The 23,650-nt window shown below is 37.3% G+C and carries 24 protein-coding genes and 1 tRNA gene; 17 read left to right on the top strand and 8 right to left on the bottom strand.

From position 1 onward, the window contains the following. Window positions 1–41: 41 nt before the first annotated feature. The 8 genes from carB to PCY10_RS03090 all read left to right on the top strand — a co-directional run bounded on the left by carB (window position 42) and on the right by PCY10_RS03090 (window position 8,773). Entirely contained in the window at window positions 42–3,221 is a 3,180-nt protein-coding gene (gene carB, locus PCY10_RS03125; protein WP_301558814.1) for a carbamoyl-phosphate synthase large subunit, read from the top strand. A 95-nt stretch (window positions 3,222–3,316) separates the two neighbouring features. Further along, on the top strand, window positions 3,317–4,276 hold the full coding sequence (locus PCY10_RS03120; protein ID WP_117276144.1) for an ROK family glucokinase: 960 nt from the start codon (window positions 3,317–3,319) through the stop codon (window positions 4,274–4,276). A 149-nt stretch (window positions 4,277–4,425) separates the two neighbouring features. Beyond that, window positions 4,426–4,773: a 50S ribosomal protein L19 gene (gene rplS / locus PCY10_RS03115; RefSeq protein WP_003024326.1), complete on the top strand. Its 348-nt coding sequence runs from the start codon at window positions 4,426–4,428 to the stop codon at window positions 4,771–4,773. A gap of 39 nt (window positions 4,774–4,812) precedes the next feature. Continuing rightward, window positions 4,813–4,884 (top strand) — tRNA-Arg (locus PCY10_RS03110). 133 nt (window positions 4,885–5,017) lie between these two features. After that, the gene (locus tag PCY10_RS03105) at window positions 5,018–5,758 is read left to right on the top strand and encodes an alpha/beta hydrolase (protein WP_021002773.1); all 741 of its coding nucleotides are present in this window, start codon (window positions 5,018–5,020) and stop codon (window positions 5,756–5,758) included. A gap of 299 nt (window positions 5,759–6,057) precedes the next feature. Beyond that, window positions 6,058–6,501, top strand: coding sequence for a hypothetical protein (locus tag PCY10_RS03100; RefSeq protein ID WP_020998689.1), 444 nt, complete (start codon window positions 6,058–6,060; stop codon window positions 6,499–6,501). A gap of 261 nt (window positions 6,502–6,762) precedes the next feature. Then, a complete protein-coding gene (locus PCY10_RS03095) occupies window positions 6,763–7,437 on the top strand; it encodes a response regulator transcription factor (protein WP_003036714.1) in 675 nt (224 codons plus the stop codon). Then, window positions 7,427–8,773, top strand: a complete 1,347-nt coding sequence (locus tag PCY10_RS03090; RefSeq protein WP_003072859.1) for a cell wall metabolism sensor histidine kinase WalK — start codon at window positions 7,427–7,429, stop codon at window positions 8,771–8,773. The genes PCY10_RS03095 and PCY10_RS03090 overlap by 11 nt, the downstream gene beginning before the upstream one ends. A 275-nt stretch (window positions 8,774–9,048) precedes the next feature. On the opposite strand, the gene PCY10_RS03085 is transcribed toward PCY10_RS03090, so the two are convergent. The 4 genes from PCY10_RS03085 to coaA all read right to left on the bottom strand — a co-directional run bounded on the left by PCY10_RS03085 (window position 9,049) and on the right by coaA (window position 12,666). Continuing rightward, complete coding sequence (locus PCY10_RS03085) at window positions 9,049–10,497, bottom strand: alpha-amylase (RefSeq protein ID WP_301558813.1); 1,449 nt, start codon at window positions 10,495–10,497, stop codon at window positions 9,049–9,051. 369 nt (window positions 10,498–10,866) lie between these two features. Next, window positions 10,867–11,376 carry a DNA topology modulation protein gene (locus tag PCY10_RS03080; protein WP_125441950.1) on the bottom strand — a complete coding sequence of 170 codons (510 nt, stop codon included), beginning with the start codon at window positions 11,374–11,376 and terminating at the stop codon, window positions 10,867–10,869. Between the two features lie 64 nt (window positions 11,377–11,440). After that, a complete protein-coding gene (rpsT, locus tag PCY10_RS03075; protein WP_003072853.1) occupies window positions 11,441–11,677 on the bottom strand; it encodes a 30S ribosomal protein S20 in 237 nt (78 codons plus the stop codon). Window positions 11,678–11,745: 68 nt separating this feature from the next. Further along, window positions 11,746–12,666: a type I pantothenate kinase gene (gene coaA, locus PCY10_RS03070; RefSeq protein ID WP_003072849.1), complete on the bottom strand. Its 921-nt coding sequence runs from the start codon at window positions 12,664–12,666 to the stop codon at window positions 11,746–11,748. A 92-nt stretch (window positions 12,667–12,758) separates the two neighbouring features. Here coaA and PCY10_RS03065 point away from each other — a divergent pair, with 92 nt between their 5' ends. From PCY10_RS03065 to PCY10_RS03030, 8 genes are all read left to right on the top strand, one after another. Continuing rightward, window positions 12,759–13,352 carry a class I SAM-dependent methyltransferase gene (locus PCY10_RS03065; RefSeq protein ID WP_102573759.1) on the top strand — a complete coding sequence of 198 codons (594 nt, stop codon included), beginning with the start codon at window positions 12,759–12,761 and terminating at the stop codon, window positions 13,350–13,352. Then, entirely contained in the window at window positions 13,349–14,626 is a 1,278-nt protein-coding gene (locus PCY10_RS03060) for a pyrimidine-nucleoside phosphorylase (RefSeq protein WP_301558812.1), read from the top strand. Before PCY10_RS03065 ends, PCY10_RS03060 begins: the two co-directional genes overlap by 4 nt. 18 nt (window positions 14,627–14,644) lie before the next feature. After that, window positions 14,645–15,307, top strand: a complete 663-nt coding sequence (deoC, locus tag PCY10_RS03055) for a deoxyribose-phosphate aldolase (RefSeq protein ID WP_102570120.1) — start codon at window positions 14,645–14,647, stop codon at window positions 15,305–15,307. Next, entirely contained in the window at window positions 15,294–15,683 is a 390-nt protein-coding gene (locus tag PCY10_RS03050; RefSeq protein WP_003072837.1) for a cytidine deaminase, read from the top strand. The genes deoC and PCY10_RS03050 overlap by 14 nt, the downstream gene beginning before the upstream one ends. A gap of 71 nt (window positions 15,684–15,754) precedes the next feature. Next, a complete protein-coding gene (locus PCY10_RS03045) occupies window positions 15,755–16,810 on the top strand; it encodes a BMP family protein (protein WP_125455319.1) in 1,056 nt (351 codons plus the stop codon). 129 nt (window positions 16,811–16,939) lie between these two features. Continuing rightward, the gene (locus PCY10_RS03040; RefSeq protein WP_117276146.1) at window positions 16,940–18,475 is read left to right on the top strand and encodes an ABC transporter ATP-binding protein; all 1,536 of its coding nucleotides are present in this window, start codon (window positions 16,940–16,942) and stop codon (window positions 18,473–18,475) included. Further along, on the top strand, window positions 18,468–19,532 hold the full coding sequence (locus tag PCY10_RS03035; protein WP_003076479.1) for an ABC transporter permease: 1,065 nt from the start codon (window positions 18,468–18,470) through the stop codon (window positions 19,530–19,532). Before PCY10_RS03040 ends, PCY10_RS03035 begins: the two co-directional genes overlap by 8 nt. Window position 19,533: 1 nt before the next feature. Beyond that, window positions 19,534–20,490 (top strand): ABC transporter permease, encoded by a 957-nt coding sequence (locus tag PCY10_RS03030; protein WP_003072825.1) that lies wholly within the window; start codon window positions 19,534–19,536, stop codon window positions 20,488–20,490. A 113-nt stretch (window positions 20,491–20,603) separates the two neighbouring features. Here PCY10_RS03030 and PCY10_RS03025 read toward each other — a convergent pair whose 3' ends face one another. Further along, entirely contained in the window at window positions 20,604–21,251 is a 648-nt protein-coding gene (locus tag PCY10_RS03025; RefSeq protein ID WP_003077006.1) for a hemolysin III family protein, read from the bottom strand. Next, window positions 21,235–21,693, bottom strand: a complete 459-nt coding sequence (locus PCY10_RS03020; protein WP_003072823.1) for a DUF1836 domain-containing protein — start codon at window positions 21,691–21,693, stop codon at window positions 21,235–21,237. The genes PCY10_RS03025 and PCY10_RS03020 overlap by 17 nt, the downstream gene beginning before the upstream one ends. A 113-nt stretch (window positions 21,694–21,806) precedes the next feature. Here PCY10_RS03020 and yaaA point away from each other — a divergent pair, with 113 nt between their 5' ends. Next, on the top strand, window positions 21,807–22,532 hold the full coding sequence (yaaA, locus tag PCY10_RS03015; protein WP_301558811.1) for a peroxide stress protein YaaA: 726 nt from the start codon (window positions 21,807–21,809) through the stop codon (window positions 22,530–22,532). A gap of 49 nt (window positions 22,533–22,581) precedes the next feature. On the opposite strand, the gene PCY10_RS03010 is transcribed toward yaaA, so the two are convergent. Together PCY10_RS03010 and PCY10_RS03005 are read right to left on the bottom strand one after the other, a co-directional pair. Beyond that, window positions 22,582–23,133: an NADPH-dependent FMN reductase gene (locus PCY10_RS03010; RefSeq protein WP_048786661.1), complete on the bottom strand. Its 552-nt coding sequence runs from the start codon at window positions 23,131–23,133 to the stop codon at window positions 22,582–22,584. 66 nt (window positions 23,134–23,199) lie between these two features. Beyond that, window positions 23,200–23,646, bottom strand: coding sequence for a MarR family winged helix-turn-helix transcriptional regulator (locus PCY10_RS03005; protein ID WP_003076805.1), 447 nt, complete (start codon window positions 23,644–23,646; stop codon window positions 23,200–23,202). Between the last annotated feature and the right edge of the window lie 4 nt (window positions 23,647–23,650).

Raw genomic sequence — 23,650 nt, 5'->3', positions numbered from 1 at the left:
TATTTTTGCTATATCCGCTTAACGCCCTTAATATCTTATAAATGCCTAAACGTACAGATATTAAAAAAATTATGGTAATTGGTTCTGGTCCAATTATCATTGGACAGGCTGCTGAATTTGATTATGCAGGAACCCAAGCCTGTCTTGCTTTAAAAGAAGAAGGCTATAGTGTCGTTCTGGTCAATTCAAACCCAGCGACAATCATGACAGATAAAGAAATTGCTGATAAGGTCTATATTGAACCGATTACTATTGAATTTGTAACTCGAATTTTAAGAAAAGAACGTCCCGATGCAATACTGCCAACTCTTGGTGGACAGACAGGTCTTAATATGGCGATGGAATTATCAAGAGCTGGGATTCTTGATGAGTTGGGTGTTGAACTTTTAGGAACCAAGCTGTCTGCTATTGATCAGGCTGAAGATCGCGATCTTTTCAAACAATTGATGGAAGATTTAGAACAGCCTATTCCAGAATCTGATATTGTTAATAGCGTTGACGAAGCTGTTGCATTTGCTGCTAAGATTGGCTATCCAGTCATTGTTCGTCCGGCATTTACTCTTGGCGGCACAGGCGGCGGTATGTGTGCAGATGAGAAAGAACTTCGTGAAATTGCTGAAAATGGTCTCAAACTGTCACCTGTAACGCAATGTCTGATTGAGCGTTCTATTGCTGGCTTTAAGGAAATCGAATATGAAGTTATGAGAGATAGTGCAGATAATTCTCTAGTTGTCTGTAACATGGAAAATTTTGATCCAGTTGGTATTCATACAGGGGATTCTATCGTTTTTGCGCCAACGCAGACACTTTCAGATATCGAAAATCAAATGCTGCGTGATGCTAGTTTAAAAATTATTCGTGCCCTTAAGATTGAAGGTGGTTGTAATGTACAGCTGGCTCTGGATCCGCATAGCTTTAAATACTATGTCATTGAGGTTAATCCACGTGTCTCACGTTCATCAGCTCTAGCTTCTAAAGCAACTGGCTACCCTATCGCTAAATTAGCTGCCAAAATCGCTGTTGGTTTAACTCTGGATGAGATGATTAATCCAGTTACGGGGACAACTTATGCCATGTTTGAACCAGCTTTGGACTATGTAGTGGCTAAGATTCCGCGTTTTCCATTTGATAAATTTGAACATGGTGAACGTCGTCTTGGAACACAGATGAAGGCGACTGGTGAAGTCATGGCTATTGGGCGTAATATTGAAGAAAGTCTTCTCAAAGCTTGCCGTTCCCTTGAAATCGGTGTTTACCATAATGAGATGCCAGAACTTACTAATGTTAGTGACGACGCTTTGGTAGCCAAAATTGTTAAAGCTCAAGATGATCGTCTTTTCTATCTTTCTGAAGCTATTCGTCGTGGATATTCCATTGAGGAACTGTCGGATTTAACAAAAATTGATCTTTTCTTTCTTGATAAGCTCTTGCATATCTTTGAAATTGAAACAGAATTAGCAGCCAAGGTTGGTGATATTGCTATTCTCAAAGAAGCTAAGCACAATGGTTTTGCTGATCGAAAAATTGCTGATATCTGGCAGATGGGAGCAGACGCTGTTCGCAAGCTTCGTCTTAACAACAAGATAATTCCTGTTTATAAGATGGTTGATACTTGTGCGGCTGAATTTGAATCTGCAACACCGTATTTCTACTCGACTTACGAATGGGAAAATGAGTCCATCAAATCAGAAAAAGAATCCGTCATTGTTTTGGGTTCAGGTCCGATTCGTATCGGACAGGGAGTTGAATTTGATTATGCGACAGTTCATTCTGTAAAAGCCATTCAAAACGCAGGTTATGAAGCTATTATTATGAATTCCAATCCTGAGACTGTTTCAACAGATTTTTCAGTTTCTGATAAACTTTATTTTGAACCGCTAACTTTTGAAGATGTTATGAATGTAATTGAGTTGGAGCAACCTAAAGGTGTCATTGTTCAGTTTGGCGGACAAACAGCTATCAACTTGGCAGAACCATTATCGCATGCTGGTGTGACAATTCTGGGTACGCAAGTAGCTGATCTTGACCGTGCAGAAGACCGTGATCTTTTCGAGCAGGCTTTAAAAGATTTAAATATTCCTCAGCCGCCGGGACAAACAGCAACAAATGAAGAAGAAGCGGTCGCTTCGGCTCGTAAAATTGGTTTTCCAGTGCTTGTTCGCCCGTCTTACGTTCTTGGGGGACGTGCTATGGAAATTGTTGAAAATGAAAACGATTTACGCTCTTACATGCGAACAGCTGTAAAGGCCAGTCCTGATCATCCTGTCTTGGTTGATTCTTATTTAGTCGGTAGTGAATGTGAGGTAGATGCCATTTCTGACGGTAAGGACGTTCTTATTCCCGGCATTATGGAACATATTGAGCGTGCCGGTGTCCACTCAGGAGATTCTATGGCTGTCTATCCACCACAAACTCTTTCAAAAGAAGTTCAGGCAACCATTGCAGATTATACAAAACGCTTGGCTATCGGACTAAACTGTATCGGGATGATGAATATTCAGTTTGTTATCAAAGACGAAACCGTTTATGTTATTGAAGTTAATCCGCGTGCCAGTCGAACAGTACCGTTTTTATCTAAAGTGACAGATATACCAATGGCACAAATTGCTACTAAATTGATTTTAGGAAGCAGTCTGACTGAACTTGGCTATAAGGATGGCCTTTATCCAGAAAGTCAAACTGTTCATGTTAAAGCTCCAGTCTTTTCCTTCACCAAGTTAGCTAAGGTTGACAGTCTTTTAGGACCTGAGATGAAATCTACAGGCGAGGTCATGGGGACTGATTCAACTCTTGAAAAAGCGCTTTATAAAGCTTTTGAAGCATCTTATTTCCACCTTCCTGCTTTCGGTAATGTCATTTTTACCATTGCTGATGATACTAAAGAAGAAGCATTGGCCTTAGCACGTCGCTTCTCAAATATTGGTTACAGTATTTTAGCCACGGAAGGTACCGCTAAATTCTTTAAAGAAAATGGTATTCAAGCGCAATTAGTTGAAAAAATTGGTACAGATGATTATAATGATATTCCAGCCTTTATTCGTAAAGGCAAGGTTCAGGCAATTATCAATACGGTCGGAACAAAGCGAACGGCAGATGAACATGGCCAGGCTATTCGTCATTCTGCCATTGAACATGGAATCCCACTTTTTACTGCGCTTGATACAGCCAATGCCATGCTTCAAGTTTTAGAAAGCCGTAGCTTCATGACAGAAGCGATTTAGACTAGGTTAAGATATATTAAGTTTTATGCAAACCTTTTCAATTCTTGAAAAATCTGTTATAATGAAAATGAAAATAGTTATTAGAGGAGAGTAGTATGTCTAAAAAAATCATTGGGATTGACCTAGGTGGCACATCGGTTAAGTTTGCGATTCTAACCCGAGAGGGAGAAGTTCAAGAAAAATGGTCTATTAAGACAAATATTTTAGATGAAGGCAGTCATATTGTTGATGATATGATTGAATCTATCAATCATCGCTTGCGACTATTGGGACTTGGGGCAGAAGATTTCATTGGAATTGGCATGGGTTCACCTGGTGTTGTAGATCGTGAAAAAGGGACGGTTATTGGGGCTTATAATCTCAATTGGAAAACTTTACAACCTGTAAAAGAAAAAATTGAGAAAGCAACTGGTATTCCTTTCTTTATTGATAATGACGCAAATGTAGCTGCCCTTGGCGAACGTTGGAAAGGTGCTGGTGAAAATCAGCCCGATGTTGTATTTATGACTCTAGGAACAGGAGTCGGTGGTGGTATTGTCGCGGAAGGTAAACTGCTGCATGGTGTAGCTGGAGCAGGAGGAGAATTGGGGCATATTACAGTTGATTTTGATCAACCAATCCTTTGTACTTGTGGCAAGAAAGGTTGTTTAGAAACAGTAGCTTCTGCAACAGGTATTGTTAATTTAACGCGTCGCTATGCTGATGAATATGCTGGAGATGCAGATTTGAAACAATTGATTGATAACGGCGAAGATGTTAATGCAAAAATAGTCTTTGACTTAGCTAAATCTGGAGACGAACTAGCTCTCATTGTTTATCGGAATTTTTCTCGTTACCTTGGTATTGCCTGTGCGAACATTGGATCAATCTTAAATCCATCAACGATTGTTATTGGTGGTGGTGTCTCTGCTGCAGGAGAATTTTTACTAGACGGTGTTCGTAAGGTTTATGAAGAAAATTCTTTCCCACAAGTGCGTACTTCGACAAAACTGGCACTTGCAACGCTTGGAAATGATGCAGGTGTCATTGGAGCGGCTTCTTTAGTTCTTCAATAACCCTTCCAAAAAGAAAAATAATTCAAATAAGGCATTTACAATTTTTATAAAATTTGTTATGATATTAGTTAGTGCGTAATGGAAGCACTAGAAAACGACTAATCCGCTGTGGTCTTGAATCGTAAGATTAGTAAGATAGGAGAAGAAAAATGAATCCATTAATCCAAAGTTTGACTGAAGGTCAACTTCGTACTGATATTCCTGCGTTCCGTCCTGGTGATACTGTTCGTGTTCATGCGAAAGTTGTCGAAGGAAACCGCGAACGTATCCAAATTTTCGAGGGTGTGGTTATCGCTCGTAAGGGTGCAGGTATTTCAGAAAACTATACTGTTCGTAAAATTTCTAACGGTGTAGGTGTTGAACGTATCTTCCCACTTCACACACCCCGTGTTGAAAAGATTGAAGTAGTACGTTACGGTAAAGTACGTCGTGCGAAATTGTATTACCTTCGTGCATTACAAGGTAAAGCTGCGCGTATTAAAGAAATTCGCCGTTAATGTAGAAATAACTCTGTCTGTTGGCAGAGTTTTTCTCTAGTCCCCTTAGTTCAATGGATATAACAACTCCCTCCTAAGGAGTAGTTGCTGGTTCGATTCCGGCAGGGGACATCGTAATATACTGAAAGCTCTTGTTACTAAAGAGCTTTTGTTATGTTTGGCCAGATTTGTATATTTTGAAAGCGAAACAAATAAAAACTAAGGTGAGTTTTGTTTCTATAGTAGTGAGAGAAAGGAGGAAAATGTGAAAGCTTATTTTATTGGTGGTTTAGGATGCAATCGTTTCTATCCTCAAGACTTTTTCGACTCTTTGCATTTTCCAGTTGTTTATCTGGATATGTATGATTCTAAGTTGGAAGAACGATTAACTTCATTACAGGCTTTGAAAGACTGGTTTGTAGCACAAGTTGATATAGATGATGATATTCTGTTAATTGCCCACTCTTTGGGAGCAGATTTAGCAGTTTATCTAACAAGTGTTTATGATAATATTATGCATCTCGTCTTACTAGATGGTGGATATATTGATATGGAGCAGATTTGCCCTTTAAATGTAGAAATAGAAGATGCTTTGAATTATCTTCAAACGAATACTTATAGAAATTTAGAAGAAGCTATTATGGCAGAAAAGCAAAATGCCACTGTGTGGTCTGAAAATATAGAGAGAGCAGTTAAAAAAAGTTTTGTATTTGACGAAGTCCAAAGGTATTGGCATTTGAACTTCTCTGAAATACTGCTCACTCGTTTGTTAACTATTAGACGCCAAACTACAGGGAAACTATCTCTTTTACAGAATAGAAATGTGATATTGTTTATCCCAAGAGTAAATCAAAGTACGCCTATCTGGAAACAGAATGCTTTGAAAAATATTCCGGATTTTATAGACATTCTAGAAGTGCCTGGTTGTGGTCATTCCTTATATACAGAAAAACCAAAAGAAATAGCAGCATTACTCAAAGATAAAATAGATACTAAGATTCAATAAAATCGTTTCTAAACTAATTCGTATTTATCGGATTTAGTTTTTTTTATTTCTATTATTTCTGTATTGTTTCACTATTTTCTTTCTTTAGTTTTAGGTTTATTTAAGAAAAAATTCAGTCACTTTTAAGAAAAAGTGGATATGATAGGTACATTCAAAAGAAAGAGCATGAGGAGATAAAAATTTAAAGTTAAGTATATTGATTTGATACGCTTTATCATAAAGAAGAGCTGAATCATTGCAATGTTCTTTGTAACACAGTCTCTGAGTGCTTAAAAATAGAAAGAAGGAATTTGACAAAAATGAAACAAGAGAATACAAATAGAAAAGAGAAGATGATCATAGTGGAAAAAAGTACGAAATGGTGGATGACTGTTGTAGCAAGCGGATCACTTGCTGTCGGTCTTCTTGGCGGACTAGGTATTGGCTCATTGGCGACAAATGCGCTTAATCAGCAAACTAAAGTACAGACAAGTACGACAACTCAAACGCAAAAAAACCAACAAGGAAACCAAGGTGGCCCGGGAATACCTCCGGGTGGACAAAGTGGAAATAACCAAGGTGGTCCCAATGGAAGACCTTCCCAACAAAACGGTGACCAAAATGATAATGGTAATAGTCAAAGTGGATCAGGAAAGAGTAATAACTCACAGAAAAAAGCTCCATCAAATGCTGACGGGTCGACTAAATCAGACAAAAATAGTAGTACGACAGAAAATAATGACTCAAATACAACAAATTCTTAATATTTTAGAGAAAGTCATGCTATAATAGAATCAGAATAGCAGAAAGTCGGTAGATTGAGTTTTAACACGAAAATGTGAAATGGTACTTGATTCATGATTAAGAATGAGGAAGAAGTGAAATTTTAAAATTTTTAGCTCTTATCTTATTCTGAAAAAATCAGAATGCTGCTTAAATGCTCGGCTATTGCGCCGTTTAGTGCACAACGAATTTTTGATTGAGGGATATTTGTCCTAAACTCATATTTTTAGAAGGAAAAGCGTATGATTAAGATTCTATTAGTAGAAGATGACCTCGGTTTATCTAACTCAGTATTTGATTTTTTAGATGACTTTGCAGATGTCATGCAAGTTTTTGATGGTGAGGAAGGATTGTACGAAGCTGAAAGTGGTGTGTATGATCTTATCTTACTTGATTTGATGTTACCGGAAAAAGATGGTTTTCAAGTATTGAAGGAATTACGTGAAAAAGGTGTTACAACACCGGTATTGATTATGACAGCTAAAGAGAGTTTGAATGATAAAGGACATGGCTTTGAGCTGGGAGCTGACGATTATTTGACCAAACCATTTTATTTGGAAGAGTTAAAAATGCGGATTCAAGCTCTTTTGAAACGATCGGGCAAGTTTAATGAAAATACTCTTTCTTATGGTGATGTAACCATTAATTTGTCAACGAACACTACACTTGTAGATGGAAATGAAGTAGAGTTACTCGGAAAAGAATTTGATTTATTAGTATATTTCTTGCAGAATCAAAATGTTATTCTACCGAAGACGCAGATTTTCGATCGATTATGGGGGTTTGATAGTGATACAACCATTTCAGTTGTAGAAGTTTATGTCTCAAAAATTCGGAAAAAATTGAAAGGGACGACCTTTGCGAACAACCTTCAAACGCTTCGCAGCGTCGGATATATTTTAAAAGATGCTGAATAAACTAAAAAAAGCATGGTATGCGGATGATTTTTCTTATTTCATTCGCAATTTTGGTATTTTTACTCTCATTTTCTCAGCTATGACTTTGATTATCATTCAAGTTATGCGCTCAAGCCTTTATACAACGGTAGATAATAATTTAAAAAGCTTGAGTCAAGATTCGGCTTCTGTGATTAATTTAGCGCTTGCTCGAAAAGTAGGGCTAGAGCAAAAGTCAGAAAATGGAGAGCCTAAAAGTGGAACAGCTGATAAAGAGCTAACAGATAAACCAAATGTTAGTGCCAATACAGAAGTTATTTTATTTGATAAGAATTATAAATCAATTATTACAAGCAATAATTTTTTAGGGTTTAATAAACTTTCCTTTAATAGCAAGCAATTAGATCGTATTCGTCAAATTCAAGTAAAAAGCAATTACGGCCGAGAAGAAACCTATCGGATGGTTTTGTTTCAAGTGAAATTGCCTAATTTAGAAACCAATGTCAAATACGCAGCAGTTTTTATCAATATTAGCCAATTGGAACAAACTAGTCAAAACCATGAACAGTTGATTGTAGTTGTGATGATTAGTTTCTGGGGAATTTCCTTGATTGCTAGTGTCTATCTTGCACGAGTAAGTGTCAAACCGCTTTTGGAAAGTATTCAAAAACAAAAGAGTTTTGTCGAAAATGCTAGTCATGAATTACGCACACCTTTAGCCGTTTTGCAAAATCGTTTGGAGACTTTGTTTAGAAAACCAGAAGCTACCATTATGGAATCGAGTGAAAGCATCGCTTCTAGTTTAGATGAAGTGCGAAACATGAAAATGTTGACAACGAACTTACTTAATTTAGCACGTCGTGATGATGGGATTAAACCAGAGATTGGTGATATTGAACCCAATTTCTTTAATACGACCTTTACGAACTATGAAATGGTTGCCACAGAAAATGGAAAAGTTTTTCGATTTGACAATAGGATTCACCGTGTGATAAAAACGGATAAAACCTTACTGAAGCAATTGATGACTATCTTGTTTGATAATGCCCTGAAATATACAGACGAAGATGGTGTGATTGAATTGACAATCTCTGCAAATGATCGAAATTTGTTTTTGAAGGTTTCGGATAATGGTCCAGGGATTAGTACAGCAGATAAGAAAAAGATTTTTGATCGTTTTTATCGTGTTGATAAAGCACGGACTCGACAGACAGGTGGTTTTGGTTTAGGATTGTCGCTTGCAAAGCAAATCACAGAAGCTCTTAAAGGAACTATTACAGTGAAAGATAATAAACCGAAAGGGACTGTTTTTGAAGTAAAGATTGCGATTCGAACGGATAATAAAAAGAAAAAATAGATTTAGGATACTTTCAGTGTACCTGTAAAGAAAGTTATTCCGAAAGATGATAATAAAACACGACCAAGTTAAGACGAGTTGTTAGCTAATCTTGATTTGGTCGTGGTTTTTTCTTTCAAAATGATGTAACTAAATGAATTAAGTTGGGAGATTGAAAACTATTTTGTGTTTATACTGTCAGTTGGATAGAAGTATCGTCTGACTTTTACTTTGTTTGATTGCCTCGGGTAATAGAGAATATGAAATTCAGTTCGAATTTCACTGTGCTTCTTATTTTATTTCGCAGACCAGACGCTAACTGATTTTTCTACAACTGGGAAATTTGCCCAGCCGTCTTCCTCGATTATCACAGTTGAAGGGTTGTTTCCTAAGTAGTCTTTGAATTCTTTGCCGGCCCAGTTTTCACCGACATACATGCGTTTTGAATTTGCTTGATCATTTGTCAAAATAACAGCAATTGGCTGTCCATTGTCTTTGCCTGAACGAGTCCAAGCAATACAATGCTCGTCGTCAAAATAATCTTTCTGTTCACCATAAGCTAGGTTGAGACGAATATCTAATAATTTATCAAGAACTGTCTGGAAGCTGTCTTGAGCAAATTCCCCATTGACGCCATAGTAGTCTCCGTAGAAAACGCAAGGAAGGCCTGCTTCGCGTAATAAAATAAGAGCATAAGCAGCAGGTTTAAACCACTCTTCAATAGTTGATTCCAGCGCTTGACCGCGTTGTGTATCATGGTTATCAACAAAAGTAACTGCAGATTCAGGGTGGTTTTTGACGAGAGTTTGTTCAAAAATATTTCTTAAATCATAGCCAGATCCAGCACGGCTAGCATCAAACAAATTATGATGTAGTTTGACATCTACTAAATCAAAACGATAGTCAATGCTTCCTAAATAATCGTTGTTTGCTGTTTCATCACTATTCCAAAACTCTCCAAAGACATAGAAATCGTCCCCGTATTTAGCCGAGATGTCGCGGATAAAATTTCCCATAAAGAAAGAGTCGATATGTTTAATTGCGTCTAGCCGGAAGCCATGAATGCCTGTTGTTTTGATGAACCAATCCGCCCAATCATAAAGGTTTTGAATTACTTCTGGATGTTTAAAGTCAAGGTCAGCGTACATGAGATAGTCGAAATTTCCATTTTCATTGTCCACTAAATCATCGTCAGCCCACCCTTTGTTGTCCCCTTGAATGAGGTAAATCCCTGATTTATTTCGCTTAGCATCATAATCAGTCCCAGTAAAGTGATACCAATGCCACTCAAAATCATTATATTTTTTGTGGCGACCGGAGAATGTGAACTTGGTCCAGCCTTTTATTTCAAAAGGCTCAGAGAGGGCGACTGTACGATCATTTGGGTCAACTTCAATAACAGTAAATCGCTCTTTGTAATCTGCTGCTGCCTTGTGATTTAAAACGACATCTGCAATAGGCTCGATCCCATTTTTTTTGAGCGACTTAATAGCTTCCAAATATTCTTCTTTTAAGCCGTACTTCGTCCGAACGGTGCCTTTTTGGTTAAATTCCCCTAAGTCGAATAGATCATAAATACCGTAGCCGACATCATTGGAGCTAGTTGCTTTGAAAGCAGGCGGCATCCAAACCTTTCGAATTCCTTTAGAAGCTAGATGTGGGGCCTCTTTTGCTAAGCGATTCCAATGTTGTCCATCATTTGGTAGATACCATTCAAAATATTGCATCAATGTTTGATTTTCCATACGAGATACTTCTTTCTTAATTCTTAACTAACGGCTATTATTTTATCAAAATAATTCCGACAACGCAAACGTTTGCGTAATTTTAAAAAAGCGGGGGTGGTAAAATGGATTTAAACTATATAATAAGTCTATATTGACAAGTTCTTCAATAGGCTACGATGCACTAGAAGAGCTCGCTTCTAACAAAAGTGATAGGAAAAATTGATTTTAATTCTCTCTTGTCGGATTCATTTCATGATGATTAGACTTATTAATTTAATAAACCAAGATTTTTGTAAATTTGATAACGATATTTTGTATTTGGATAAACTTTAGCTCTGAAAATAAAAGCTATATTCAGTTTAGTTGGGAATATAGTTTTCTTATATTTTATGGAAGTTGCGCTAGGAAGTCATTCAACTCCTTTTGGTTGTGAAGGATTATCAATTTATTGGGATACATTGTTTGAAGCTTTTTATATTCTTTGCGAATGGCAAGAGTTCGTCCATCGTGTAAAATCCAGCGGATAAATTCCCAATCGAACTTTTCAGGGCAGCCTTCTGCCATACTGTCTCTTACCTTACCTTTGTTTTTTGAATAGCGCTTTGCAGCCCGAAAGAGACAATTCCAACGCGAAAAATTTAAAAAAATAATTTGGTTTGTTTGTTCCATCCTTTCTTCATAGTAGCAGGAGCTATAGTTTCCGTCTATCACCCAGTTTTCTTTTGATTCTAAAAAATTGTTGACTTGTGTTTGCATCCAGTTTCGCTCACTCATTTTCCAATTAGGGAGAAATTGTAGTGTATCTAAATGCAATTTAGGAATAGAGTAATATTGGGCTAAGGTAGTTGCTAAGGTAGATTTTCCTGCTCCGGAATAACCAACAACTGCAATTTTCATATGTGACCTTTCTATTTACAGCAACAAAAAAAGCTCCGTCGAGCTCTTTTTATATGATGCAAGATTATTTTGCAAGTTTTGTAGCAAGACGTGCTTTGTCGCGACTTGCCTTATTTTTATGAATCAAACCTTTAGTTTCTGCTTTATCGATAGCTGAACTTGCAGCACGGAAAAGTTCTTCAGAAGGATTTGCTTCAAATGCTTTAATTGCAGAACGCATCGCTGATTTTTGAGCTGAGTTTTTTTCGTTTTGTTTAACGTTTAATCCAGCGCGTTTAATAGCTGATTTAATATTTGCCAATGTTTTCACCTCCAATGATATACTAACTATCTAATTATATATGAAAAGTTAAGATTTGACAAGCTTTTTTATTTTTTTAAGTAAATTTCATCAATCATATGATTTTCCGTTTTATGAAGAATGATTTCAGCTCGGTTACGTGTTGGTTCAATATAATCTTGTAAATTGACAAGGTTGATTGATTTCCAGACATTTTGAGCAAATTTCATGACTTCGTTTTCTGGTTGAGAAGTAAAAGGGTGATAATAGTTGGTTGGATCTTCTTTAGCTAAAGTGAGTAATTTTTTAAAGCGATCTAGATACCATGTTTCGATATTTTTAACTTCTGCATCCACGTATATTGAAAAATCAAAGAAATCCGTCATATAGAGACGCTCATTTTGCGGATTTTGAAAAACATTGATACCTTCAACGATGACAAAATCTGCAGCTGTCACAGACTGTTTTTCATCAGGAACAATATCATAAATTTCGTGAGAGTAAACAGGAATTTGGAAATTCTGTCCGTTTTTGATATTGTCAAGAAAGTCAAGTAGCAGTTCCATGTTATAACTTTCTGGAAAACCCTTACGTTTTAGAAGATTTTGTTTCTGTAAGTAAGCATTTGGATAGAGAAATCCGTCTGTTGTTACCAGTTCGACAGTAGCATTTGAAAATGTACGAGATAAAAGGATTTGCAAGAGCCGGCTGGTAGTAGATTTTCCAACAGCGACACTTCCAGAGACACCTATGATAAATGGTTGTCGTTTACTTGCTTTCTGTAAAAAAATTCCTTTTGAGAACGCCAAATCTTCTTTTGAGCGTTTGTAAATTTGGATAAGATTGGTTAAAGGTAGATAAACATCTGTCACATCTTGAAGACTAATCTTATCATTGAAACTTTTGATGGAATTTAGCTCTTTTTGGGATAAAGGCGGGGTTGTTTTGCGATGTAAGTTTTGCCATGTTTTTCGATTAATTTTTTCAAAATGGATAAATTCGTTCGTCATATTCACTCCTATAATTGACAAATAGTATAACATATTTTCGATAAAATTGTAAACGGTTTACAAACAAAAGGTCTTTATGTTAAAATAACTTTATGACTAAAATGTATTTCGCAGAAAATCCAGATGTAGAACATGATATCCACAAATTAAAAGTTCAGCTTCTGGGGCAAAATATGACTTTCTTGACTGACGCAGGCGTCTTTAGTAAGAAAATGATTGATTATGGAAGCCAAGCTCTGTTAAAGTGTCTTCATTTTCATAAGGAGGAAAGCGTATTAGATGTTGGTTGTGGCTACGGGACATTAGGGCTTACTTTAGCCAAGGCCAATGAAGTCAAAGTCACCCTTGTTGATATCAATCAGCGTGCTCTTGATTTAGCTCGCCAAAATGCTGAGCGTAATCAGGTTATAGCTACAATTTTTCAATCTAATGTTTATCAAAATGTAGAAGGGAAATTTCATCATATTATCAGCAATCCACCAATTCGAGCTGGGAAACAGGTTGTTCATGAGGTGATTGCAGGAGGCTATACGCGTTTACTAGATGATGGAGACTTGACAATTGTTATTCAAAAAAAGCAAGGAGCTCCAAGTGCAAAAGCTAAGATGGAAGAGGTATTCGGAAACTGCGAAATTCTAAAAAAGGATAAGGGATATTATATTCTTAGAAGTAGGAAGGAAATATGAGAACAGTTGATGTGATTCAGAAAAAGCGGGATGGTCTAGAATTAACCAGTGATGAAATCAAGTGGTTAATTGAGGGGTATGTTGCTGGAACTGTACCAGATTATCAAATGGCAGCTTTTGCAATGGCGGTATATTTTAAAGGCATGAGCACTCGCGAGATTTCTGATTTGACGATGACTATGGTAGGGACAGGCCTGCAAATTGATTTGTCAGCTATTTCTGGAGTCAAGGTTGATAAACATTCAACCGGAGGCGTGGGTGATAAAGTGACACTTGTCTTAGTGCCCTTAGTAGCCAGTTTTGGAGTGCCTGTTGCTAAAATGAGCGGTCGTGGACTTGGTCATACAGGAGGCACGCTTGATAAATTAGAATCCATTAAAGGATTTCAGATTGAGCGTAGTCAAGAAGAATTTATTGAGCAAGTGCAAGATATCGGACTGTCTGTTATTGGTCAGTCGGATCAGTTGGTGAAAGCTGATAAATTACTTTATGCTTTGCGTGATGTGACGGCGACCGTCGATACGATCCCTCTAATTGCAAGTTCTGTTATGAGTAAGAAGATCGCGGCTGGGGCAGATAGTATCTTGCTAGATGTGACAGTTGGCGAGGGTGCATTTATGAAAAATCTGGAAGATGCGCGTGCTCTAGCACGGACTATGGTTGATTTAGGAAAGGCAGTTGGGCGTAGGACGACAGCAGTTATTACTGATATGAGCCAACCTCTGGGAACTAGCATTGGTAATCGTTTGGAAATCCTTGAAGCTTTGGATATCTTGCAAGGAAAAGGACGAGAAGATGTAACAGAATTTATTTGTGAATTAGGCCAAATTATGCTCGGCTTAGCAAATGTTGAAAAAACTGTAAAAGAAGTGCGAGAACATCTATTTGATGGATCAGCACTGCAAAAATTTGAAGCCATGGTTGTTGCACAAGGTGGTGATTTAGAAGATTTGTATCGTTCTTCATCAGCAAAATACGTTGTAGAAGTAACTGCAGATGAAGTAGGTTATATTTCTGAATTGCCAGCTATGGAATTTGGTTTATTCGCTATGCGGCTAGGTGCGGGTCGAGCTGTGAAAACGGATGTATTAGACTTTGAAACAGGAATTGTTTTTGAAAAGAAAGTTGGAGAACCAGTCAAAATCGGTGAAATTGTCGCAAAAATTTATGCAAATGAAAAAATTTCACAAGAATTAGTTACAGAATTCAAAAAAAATGTTAAAATAAGTAATGAGCCGAAAAAAGTACGAGAGATTATCGAAGTAATCGCTTAACTTACAGGAGAACCGAAAATGAAGTTAAATAAATACATAGATCATACGCTTTTAAAACCAGATGCTCAACAAGAGCAAATTGAAAAATTGATTGAAGAAGCAAAAGAATATGATTTTGCCAGTGTATGCGTTAACCCTACATGGGTAAGTTTTGCAGCAGAAGGTTTACGTGACACAACTGTTAAGGTCTGTACCGTTATTGGTTTTCCTTTAGGAGCAAATACACCAGCTGTGAAAGCTTTTGAAGTGAAAGATGCTATCAAAAATGGTGCAGATGAAGTGGATATGGTCATCAATATTGGTGCTTTGAAATCTCAAAATCTGGTTTTGGTAGAAGAGGATATTGCAGCAGTTGTAGAAGCAAGCGGTGATAGACTTGTCAAAGTGATTATTGAAACCTGTTTGTTGACAGATGAAGAAAAAGTTGTGGCATGTCAATTGGCTAAAAAAGCTGGTGCAGACTTTGTGAAAACTTCAACGGGATTTTCAACGGGTGGAGCTACTGTCCATGACGTAGCATTGATGAGAAAAATCGTTGGTTCAGAGATGGGGGTCAAAGCTTCAGGAGGAGCACGTTCGTATGAAGACGCAATTGCATTTGTTGACGCAGGTGCAACGCGTATCGGTACCTCTTCTGGTGTAGCCATCATGAAGGGAGAACAGGCTAGTGGCGACTACTGAGTTGATTAATCTAGCCATTGAGACAAGTAAAAAGGCTTATGTTCCTTATTCTCATTTTCCAATTGGAGCTGTATTAGTAGCTAAAAATGGTCAAATTTTTACAGGTGTAAATATTGAAAATGCTAGTTTTGGTTTGACAAATTGCGGAGAACGAACAGCTATTTTTAAAGCGGTTTCTGAAGGTGTTACAGATTTTAAGGAGTTAATCGTTTACGGTGAAACCAAACACCCCATCTCTCCGTGTGGTGCTTGTCGTCAAGTAATGGCAGAATTTTTTTCAAAAGATTTAAAGGTGACACTTGTTGCCAAAGATAGATCGACGGTCGTGATGACGGTCAAGGAATTACTTCCATATTCTTTTACTGGCTTGGATTAGTTGGTAAAATGGTCGTTTGACCAAAGTTAATCTTGCAACATTGTTGCACATCTTATTTAGGAGGTTCAGAGATGAACAAGAAACAATGGCTAGGCCTTGGTCTAGTAGCTGTCGCAGCAATAGGACTTGCTGCATGTGGTAATCGTGCATCTAAATCAGGTAATAAAGGTGCAAAGACAAATTTAAAAGCTGCAATCGTTACAGATACAGGCGGTGTAGATGATAAGTCATTTAACCAATCAGCTTGGGAAGGTTTGCAAGCTTGGGGTAAAGAAAATGGATTGAAGAAAGACCATGGTTTTACTTATTTCCAATCTACTAACGAATCTGAATATGCTACTAACCTTGAGCAAGCTGCTTCTAGTAACTATAAATTAGTATTTGGTATCGGATTTGCACTTCGTAATGCAGTAGAAGCTGCTGCAAAAGATCACTCTGATATTAACTATGTCATCATTGATGATGAAATTAAAGGCCAAAAGAATGTAGCTTCTGCACTCTTTGCAGATAACGAAGCTGCTTACCTTGCTGGTGTAGCTGCAGCTAAAACAACTAAAACGAAGCTGATTGGTTTTGTTGGTGGTATTAAAGGGGCTGTTCTTACTCGCTTTGAAAAAGGTTTTGCAGCAGGTGTAAAATCTGTTGATCCTTCTATCAAGATTGATGTGAAATACGCTGAAAGTTTTGGAGATGCTTCAAAAGGGAAGACAATTGCAGCCGCTCAATACGCAGCTGGTGCTGACATTGTTTATCAAGTAGCTGGTGGTACTGGTGCTGGTGTATTTAACGAAGCAAAATCTATCAATGAAACTAGAAATGAATCTGAAAAAGTTTGGGTTCTCGGTGTTGACCGTGACCAAAATGCTGAAGGCAAATACAAATCTAAAGATGGTAAAGAATCTAACTTTGTTTTAGCGTCTACTTTGAAAAAAGTTGGCGGTACGGTGAAAGATATTGCCAACAAAGCAGCAAAAGATAAATTCCCAGGAGGAAAAACTACAACTTACGGTCTGAAAGATGGTGGTGTAGATTTGACAACTAAGAATCTATCTGCTGAAGCTAAAAAAGCAGTAGAAGATGCAAAAGCAAAAATCCTTGACGGAAGCATTAAAGTTCCTACAGAATAATAACCTAACACTCAAGAAGCGACCTTCGTGGGTCGCTTTTTGAGATTGAGACATCTTTTGTCTCAGTAAAGCTGACTAAATTTAGTGAGTTTTACTGAAATAAAATAATTTCTGAAAGGAATCAATCATATGGCACACGAAAATGTCATTGAAATGCATGAGATAACCAAGATTTTTGGTGAATTTGTCGCAAATGATAAAATTAATCTTAATCTAAGGCGTGGTGAAATTCATGCACTTTTAGGAGAAAACGGAGCGGGTAAGTCCACTCTGATGAATATGTTGGCAGGCTTGCTTGAACCAACAAGTGGTGAGATTACTGTGAATGGGAAGTCAGTGACGATTGATTCTCCTTCAAAATCAGCATCTTTAGGAATAGGGATGGTTCACCAGCATTTCATGTTGGTAGAAGCTTTTACGGTTGCTGAAAACATTATTCTAGGTAGTGAAACAACAAGAAATGGTGTTTTGGACATTCGAGCAGCAATTAAAGACATCAAGGAACTATCTGAAAAATATGGTCTTGCTGTGGATCCAACTGCAAAGGTTGAGGATATTTCAGTTGGTGCACAACAGCGCGTTGAAATTTTAAAAACATTATATCGGGGCGCTGACATCCTGATTTTTGATGAACCAACAGCAGTATTAACCCCTTCAGAAATTGAAGAACTAGAACATATTATGAAAAATCTAGTTAAAGAAGGAAAATCCATCATTTTGATTACGCATAAATTGGATGAAATCCGTGCGGTCTCAGATCGTGTTACCGTTATTCGTCGTGGTAAGAGTATTCAAACTGTTGAGATTGGCGGTGCAACAAATAAAGATCTTGCTGAAATGATGGTTGGTCGTTCAGTATCCTTTACAACAGAAAAAGAAGCTTCTAACCCTAAAGAAGTTATTCTTTCCATTAAAGATTTGGTTGTTAATGAAAATCGAGGTATACCTGCTGTTAAGGATTTATCTTTGGATGTGCAAGCTGGTGAAATTGTCGGAATTGCTGGGATTGATGGAAATGGGCAAAGTGAGCTAATTCAAGCAATCACAGGCCTTCGGAAAGTAAAATCAGGAAGTATTACTATAAAAGGCGAAGAAGTCGTTGGTCTCTCTCCACGGAAGATTACTGAGATGCAAGTTAGTCATGTACCAGAAGATCGTCATCGTGATGGTTTGGTCTTGGATATGATGCTTTCTGAAAATATGGCATTGCAAACTTATTACAAGGAACCATTAAGCAAAAATGGCATCTTGAATTATAACAATATCACATCTTATGCACGAAAATTAATGGAAGAATTTGATGTTCGTGCTGCAAATGAAACTGTCCCAGCATCTGCTCTTTCAGGAGGGAATCAACAAAAGGCGATTATTGCTCGTGAAATAGATCGAAATCCCGACCTTTTAATTGTTAGTCAACCCACTCGTGGATTGGATGTTGGAGCAATTGAATATATTCATAAACGTTTGATTGAAGAGCGCGACAAGGGGAAAGCAGTACTGGTTGTCAGCTTTGAATTAGATGAAATTCTGAACGTTTCAGACCGTATCGCTGTTATCCATGATGGTAAGATTCAAGGTATTGTCACTCCAGCTGAAACGAACAAACAAGAGTTGGGTATCTTGATGGCTGGTGGTGAAATTAAGAAGGGAGATTCAAATGACTAAGAGAACACAGCAAATTGCGGTGCCTTTGATTTCCGTTATTCTTGGAATTTTACTCGGTGCCATTGTTATGTGGATTTTTGGCTATGATGCCATCTGGGGCTATGAAGAACTATTTAAAGCCGCTTTTGGTACTATTCGAAGTATTGGTGAAATTTTCCGAGCAATGGGACCACTTATTTTAATTGCGCTTGGGTTTGCAGTAGCAAGCCGAGCTGGTTTCTTTAATGTCGGTTTACCAGGACAAGCCTTAGCAGGTTGGATTTTAAGTGGGTGGTTTGCACTTTCGTTTCCGAACCTTCCGCGTCCTATTATGATTCTTGCGACAGTTGTTATTGCAGCAGTAGCCGGTGGGATTATTGGTGCTATTCCTGGGATTCTTCGTGCCTATTTGGGAACAAGTGAAGTTATCGTAACTATTATGATGAACTACATCGTTCTTTATGTTGGAAATGCAGTGATTCATAGTTTCCCAAAGAGTGTTATGCAAAGTATTGACTCAAGCGTTAAAGTTGGAGCTAATGCAACTTATCAAACAGAATGGTTGCGAGCATTAACCAATAATTCACGGATGAATATTGGAATCTTCTTTGCAGTTATTGCAGTTGTCCTTATCTGGTTCATGCTGAAAAAAACAACACTTGGTTTTGAAATCCGCTCTGTCGGACTAAATCCAAATGCGAGTGAATATGCAGGGATGTCTGCTAAAAGAACCATTATTCTTTCAATGATTATTTCAGGTGCACTTGCTGGTGTCGGAGGGGTTGTTGAAGGCCTTGGAACTTTCCAAAATGTTTATGTACAAGGTAGTTCTCTTGCTGTCGGATTTAATGGTATGGCTGTCAGCCTTCTTGCAAATAATTCACCAATTGGTATTCTTTTTGCAGCTTTCTTATTTGCTGTACTTCAAGTTGGAGCTCCAGGTATGAATGCTGCAACGATTCCAGCCGAATTGGTAAATATTGTAACAGCATCTATTATTTTCTTTGTAAGTATTCATTACATTATTGAACACTTTATCAAACCAAGAAAACAAGTAAAAGTAAAGGGAGGAAAATAAGATGAATTTTGTAACAATGTTAAGTCTGTTAGTTTCCTCTATGCTCATTTATGCAGCACCTTTAATCTTTACCAGTATTGGTGGTGCATTCTCAGAACATGCTGGGATTGTCAATGTCGGACTTGAAGGAATTATGGTTATGGGCGCATTCTCAGGAGTTGTCTTCAACCTTACCTTTGTCAATACTTTTGGAAATTTGACTCCTTGGTTGTCGCTTTTAGTTGGTGGTATTGTGGGGTTAATCTTCTCACTGATTCATGCTGTGGCGACCATTAATTTCCGTGCAGATCACGTTGTCAGTGGTACCGTTCTGAACTTGATGGCACCTGCATTAGCAATTTTCTTGGTAAAAGCTTTCTATAACAAAGGACAAACGGATAATATCCAAGTATCATTTGGTAAATTTAACTTTCCGCTATTGTCGGATATTCCTGTCATTGGTGATATCTTCTTTAAACATACCAGTTTAATGGGTTATATTGCAGTAATATTTGCGTTTCTAACTTGGTTCATTATGTTTAAGACGAAGTTTGGACTTCGTTTACGTTCAGTAGGGGAGCACCCACAAGCAGCTGATACATTGGGAATCAATGTTTATCTCATGCGTTATTACGGTGTGATGATTTCAGGTTTCCTTGGTGGCATCGGCGGTGCAATTTATGCTCAATCTATCTCAGTAAATTTTGCAGCAACAACAATTATCGGACCAGGTTTTATTTCACTGGCTGCTATGATTTTTGGTAAATGGAATCCAATCGGCGCCATGCTTTCTAGTCTTTTCTTTGGATTATCTCAAAGTTTGGCTGTTATTGGAAGTCAATTACCATTCTTATCACACGTGCCAGCAGTTTACTTACAGATTGCGCCATATGTACTAACTATTGTCGTATTAGCGGCTTTCTTCGGAAAAGCTGTTGCACCAAAAGCAGATGGTGTCAATTATATTAAGTCTAAATAATAATCTATTTCAAAAAGCCAAGTTACTTTTCAAAGTAGCTTGGCTTTTGTTATAAAAACAATTCTTCTGTTGAGAAGAACTATTTCAGAAAAATAAATTGCTTTTAGAGTCATTTACATGAAATAAACAATTGCAAGATACTGAAGAGCAGATGCTGCTAGGATGAAGAGATGCCAAATCATGTGGAAATAAGGCTTTTTCTTGGCATAAAATCCTGCGCCGACAGTATAACAGAGTCCTCCGGCTAACATCATTCCCCAAAAAATAGGTCCTGTTTGCCCAATTATTTGGGGGATGATAAGAATCACTAACCATCCCATAATAAGATACAATGCCAAACTGAATTTTTCATTAACTTTTTTAGCAAATATTTTATATAAAATACCAAAAATGGTGGTTCCCCATTGAATGCTAATGATAAGGTAACCTAACCAGTTATTCATAAGAGACAATACAACGGGGGTATAGCTTCCAGCGATAGCGATATAAATCATCGAGTGATCAATGATTCGCAAGATATACTTATGTGTAGAGCCATAGCTCATAGAATGGTAAATTGTTGAAGAAAGAAACATCAGAAATAAGCTGATGACAAAAATTGAGACGCCTACAGCAGAAAGAATACCATGTTCTTCATAGCTGTAAATAGCAGAAATCGGAAGTAAAATTAGCATGATGACAGCACCAATAGCATGAGTGACGGCATTGGCAATTTCTTCACCAAAACTCAACTGCTTGCTAAGTTTAAGGGTTTGGTTCATCTTTTGTCCTCCTTTCTAAGGATAAAGCAAGTTCTTTCGTTTGATGAAATAATTTCACAGTTTGACAAGCCACTTCAATAGCCGGTGCAGTATTATCTATTTTTTCCTCTCGCATACAATAGACAAATTCATTGTAAAGAGTAGGAGAATCCTTTTCGTTTACCAGAAGCTGAATTGTCTTAATAATATCTGGAATAGGAAAGACCGGCTTTAAAGTCGTCAATACAATCAAACGAGCAATTTGGATACGATTGTATTTCTTTTTGATTGGTTTTGGAATGTGAGCGTGTTTTACATAGTTGTTTACCATAGCAGCAGTTAGAGATTTGTCTGTGCTATGAAATGCTTGTTCGTTTACACCATTCACATAAAGAAGAACCTGGTCAAGATAGAGATCTAACTCAGGTAATTCTTCCCATGTCGGAAATTTTGGAATTTCCAAAATATTCACCTCTTCCTCATCTAGTCTCTATAACTAGATTATATAATACTAAACATTGGATGTCAAGAGAGAAATTAATTGTTCTGCTAGATAAGTTTTGATACAATAAGAATATGAAAATTTTAATTCCAACTGCAAAGGAAATGAATCTTAGCCTTAAACCGCATGGCAAGTGTTTTCTTTCAGAGCAAACAAAAACAATTGTAGCTAGCCTGTCACAGTATTCTATTGAAGAGTTAGCGAAGCTTTATCATGTTAATCTGGAGCGGGCAGAAGAGGAGTATCTTCATCTGCAACAATTAAAAAATGAGCAAGCTCTTACTTACCCAGCTTTACATTTATTTTATGGTCTCATGTATCGAAATATCAAAAGAAGTGATTTAATGGAGAAAGAGTTGAGGTATATAGACAATCATTTGCTCATTACCTCTAGTCTATATGGTATTATGCCGGCTATGGCGTTGATTTCACCTCATCGATTGGATTTTTTAGTGAAATGTACCATTTTTGGCAAAAGCTTGAAAAATTATTGGCGCAATGATTATGATGCAGCCATTGCAGATGAGGAACTGATTTTATCGCTGTTATCAAGCGAGTTTGAGACAGTATTTTCCAAATCTATACGAGATAAGATGATTCGGTTTAAATTTTTAGAAGATAGAGAAGGAAGGTTAAAAGTTCACTCTACTATTTCTAAAAAAGCTCGGGGGCAATTTTTAACTGCTTTGATTGAAAATCAGATAACAACTAAAGAAGAAATCAAACAATTGCAGTTTGCGGGTTTTGCTTTTCGAGAAGATTTATCTACGCTAATGAATTACGTTTTTGTAAAGAAATAAAAGAAAAAACGGAATGACTTTCTTAAAATCGTTCCGTTTTTAAATTATTTTACTTGATAGCTGCTAATAAGGCTTTGGATTGAGCTGCAAGTTCAGCTTGTTTTTCTTCAGAAATGGTCAGCTGACCTGTTTGCCAGGCTTCAGAGTTTACAGGGACACCGGTAAACGGTTCAATGACATTCATCCGGATAAATGGAAGAAGGCTCCTATAATGTTTGAAAACTTCATTTGGAGAAGTTCCATTTGCTACAGAGGAAACTGTTACAAGTTTTTCGTTGAGAGCAGAAGGGCCGGTAGGATCGGAAAGATCAAGCGCACGTGATAGCCAATCTAAAAGGTTTTTTAAGACTCCTGGAATTGACCAGTTATAGGTCGGGGAAAAGAGCCAGATAGCGTCAGCGGAAAGAATTTCTTCACGAGCTTTGGCAACAGCGGCAGGAGCTGGGCTTTCAATATCTTGGTTGAAAAATGGAATATCTCTGAAATCAAGATAAGAAACATCTGCTTGACCGGCAATAATGTGTTCAGCTTGAGTAGCTAATTGATGGTTAAACGAGTCTTGACGAAGAGACCCGACAATAAATAGTACTTTTTTAGACATATAAATGACTCTCCTTTTATGTTGTACCCGTTAATATTACAACAAATATCACTAGTTAGCAATAAGTTAGCTCAAATTTTTGAATTTTTTTAAAATCTGAATTAAGTCTTCTTTTTCTTCTCCTGTTAAAATGCTGAGTCCTTGCTGGACATTTTGAATATGCTCTGGAAGTACCGCTTCAATTTTGCTTCGTCCTTTTGGAGTTAATCCGATGAAAAAAGAACGTCGATCAGATGGATCACAGATACGAAAAATCCAACCATCACGTGTCATATTTTTAATTACAACGGTCATATTTCCTGAAGTTGCAAGCATTTTATCAATCAAATCTTGAATGCGTAAGTTTCCTTTACTATAAAGGGTCTCTAATACTGAAAATTGAGTCGGAGTGAGTCTGTGTTGTTTTGCTGCTTGGTTTTCAAAATGTCGAATTGTACGAATTGCTTTATTTAAAACAATCATCGTTTTTAAATCGGTCTGATTTTCCTGTAAAAGTTTTGTTAGTTTATTCATAATT

The organism is Streptococcus sp. SI1 (assembly GCF_030439945.1).
In the GTDB taxonomy this organism is placed as follows: domain Bacteria; phylum Bacillota; class Bacilli; order Lactobacillales; family Streptococcaceae; genus Streptococcus; species Streptococcus intermedius.
Note: the sequence above shows the minus strand (reverse complement) of the source record. Positions and strands in the feature narration are given on the sequence as shown.

Coding starts and splice junctions, on each gene's coding strand:
- carB (WP_301558814.1), top strand. CDS start 42: ATGCCTAAACGTACAGATATTAAAAAAATTATGGTAATTGGTTCTGGT.
- PCY10_RS03120 (WP_117276144.1), top strand. CDS start 3,317: ATGTCTAAAAAAATCATTGGGATTGACCTAGGTGGCACATCGGTTAAG.
- rplS (WP_003024326.1), top strand. CDS start 4,426: ATGAATCCATTAATCCAAAGTTTGACTGAAGGTCAACTTCGTACTGAT.
- PCY10_RS03100 (WP_020998689.1), top strand. CDS start 6,058: ATGAAACAAGAGAATACAAATAGAAAAGAGAAGATGATCATAGTGGAA.
- PCY10_RS03095 (WP_003036714.1), top strand. CDS start 6,763: ATGATTAAGATTCTATTAGTAGAAGATGACCTCGGTTTATCTAACTCA.
- PCY10_RS03090 (WP_003072859.1), top strand. CDS start 7,427: ATGCTGAATAAACTAAAAAAAGCATGGTATGCGGATGATTTTTCTTAT.
- PCY10_RS03085 (WP_301558813.1), bottom strand. CDS start 10,497: ATGGAAAATCAAACATTGATGCAATATTTTGAATGGTATCTACCAAAT.
- PCY10_RS03080 (WP_125441950.1), bottom strand. CDS start 11,376: ATGAAAATTGCAGTTGTTGGTTATTCCGGAGCAGGAAAATCTACCTTA.
- coaA (WP_003072849.1), bottom strand. CDS start 12,666: ATGACGAACGAATTTATCCATTTTGAAAAAATTAATCGAAAAACATGG.
- PCY10_RS03065 (WP_102573759.1), top strand. CDS start 12,759: ATGACTAAAATGTATTTCGCAGAAAATCCAGATGTAGAACATGATATC.
- PCY10_RS03060 (WP_301558812.1), top strand. CDS start 13,349: ATGAGAACAGTTGATGTGATTCAGAAAAAGCGGGATGGTCTAGAATTA.
- deoC (WP_102570120.1), top strand. CDS start 14,645: ATGAAGTTAAATAAATACATAGATCATACGCTTTTAAAACCAGATGCT.
- PCY10_RS03045 (WP_125455319.1), top strand. CDS start 15,755: ATGAACAAGAAACAATGGCTAGGCCTTGGTCTAGTAGCTGTCGCAGCA.
- PCY10_RS03040 (WP_117276146.1), top strand. CDS start 16,940: ATGGCACACGAAAATGTCATTGAAATGCATGAGATAACCAAGATTTTT.
- PCY10_RS03035 (WP_003076479.1), top strand. CDS start 18,468: ATGACTAAGAGAACACAGCAAATTGCGGTGCCTTTGATTTCCGTTATT.
- PCY10_RS03030 (WP_003072825.1), top strand. CDS start 19,534: ATGAATTTTGTAACAATGTTAAGTCTGTTAGTTTCCTCTATGCTCATT.
- PCY10_RS03025 (WP_003077006.1), bottom strand. CDS start 21,251: ATGAACCAAACCCTTAAACTTAGCAAGCAGTTGAGTTTTGGTGAAGAA.
- yaaA (WP_301558811.1), top strand. CDS start 21,807: ATGAAAATTTTAATTCCAACTGCAAAGGAAATGAATCTTAGCCTTAAA.
- PCY10_RS03010 (WP_048786661.1), bottom strand. CDS start 23,133: ATGTCTAAAAAAGTACTATTTATTGTCGGGTCTCTTCGTCAAGACTCG.
- PCY10_RS03005 (WP_003076805.1), bottom strand. CDS start 23,646: ATGAATAAACTAACAAAACTTTTACAGGAAAATCAGACCGATTTAAAA.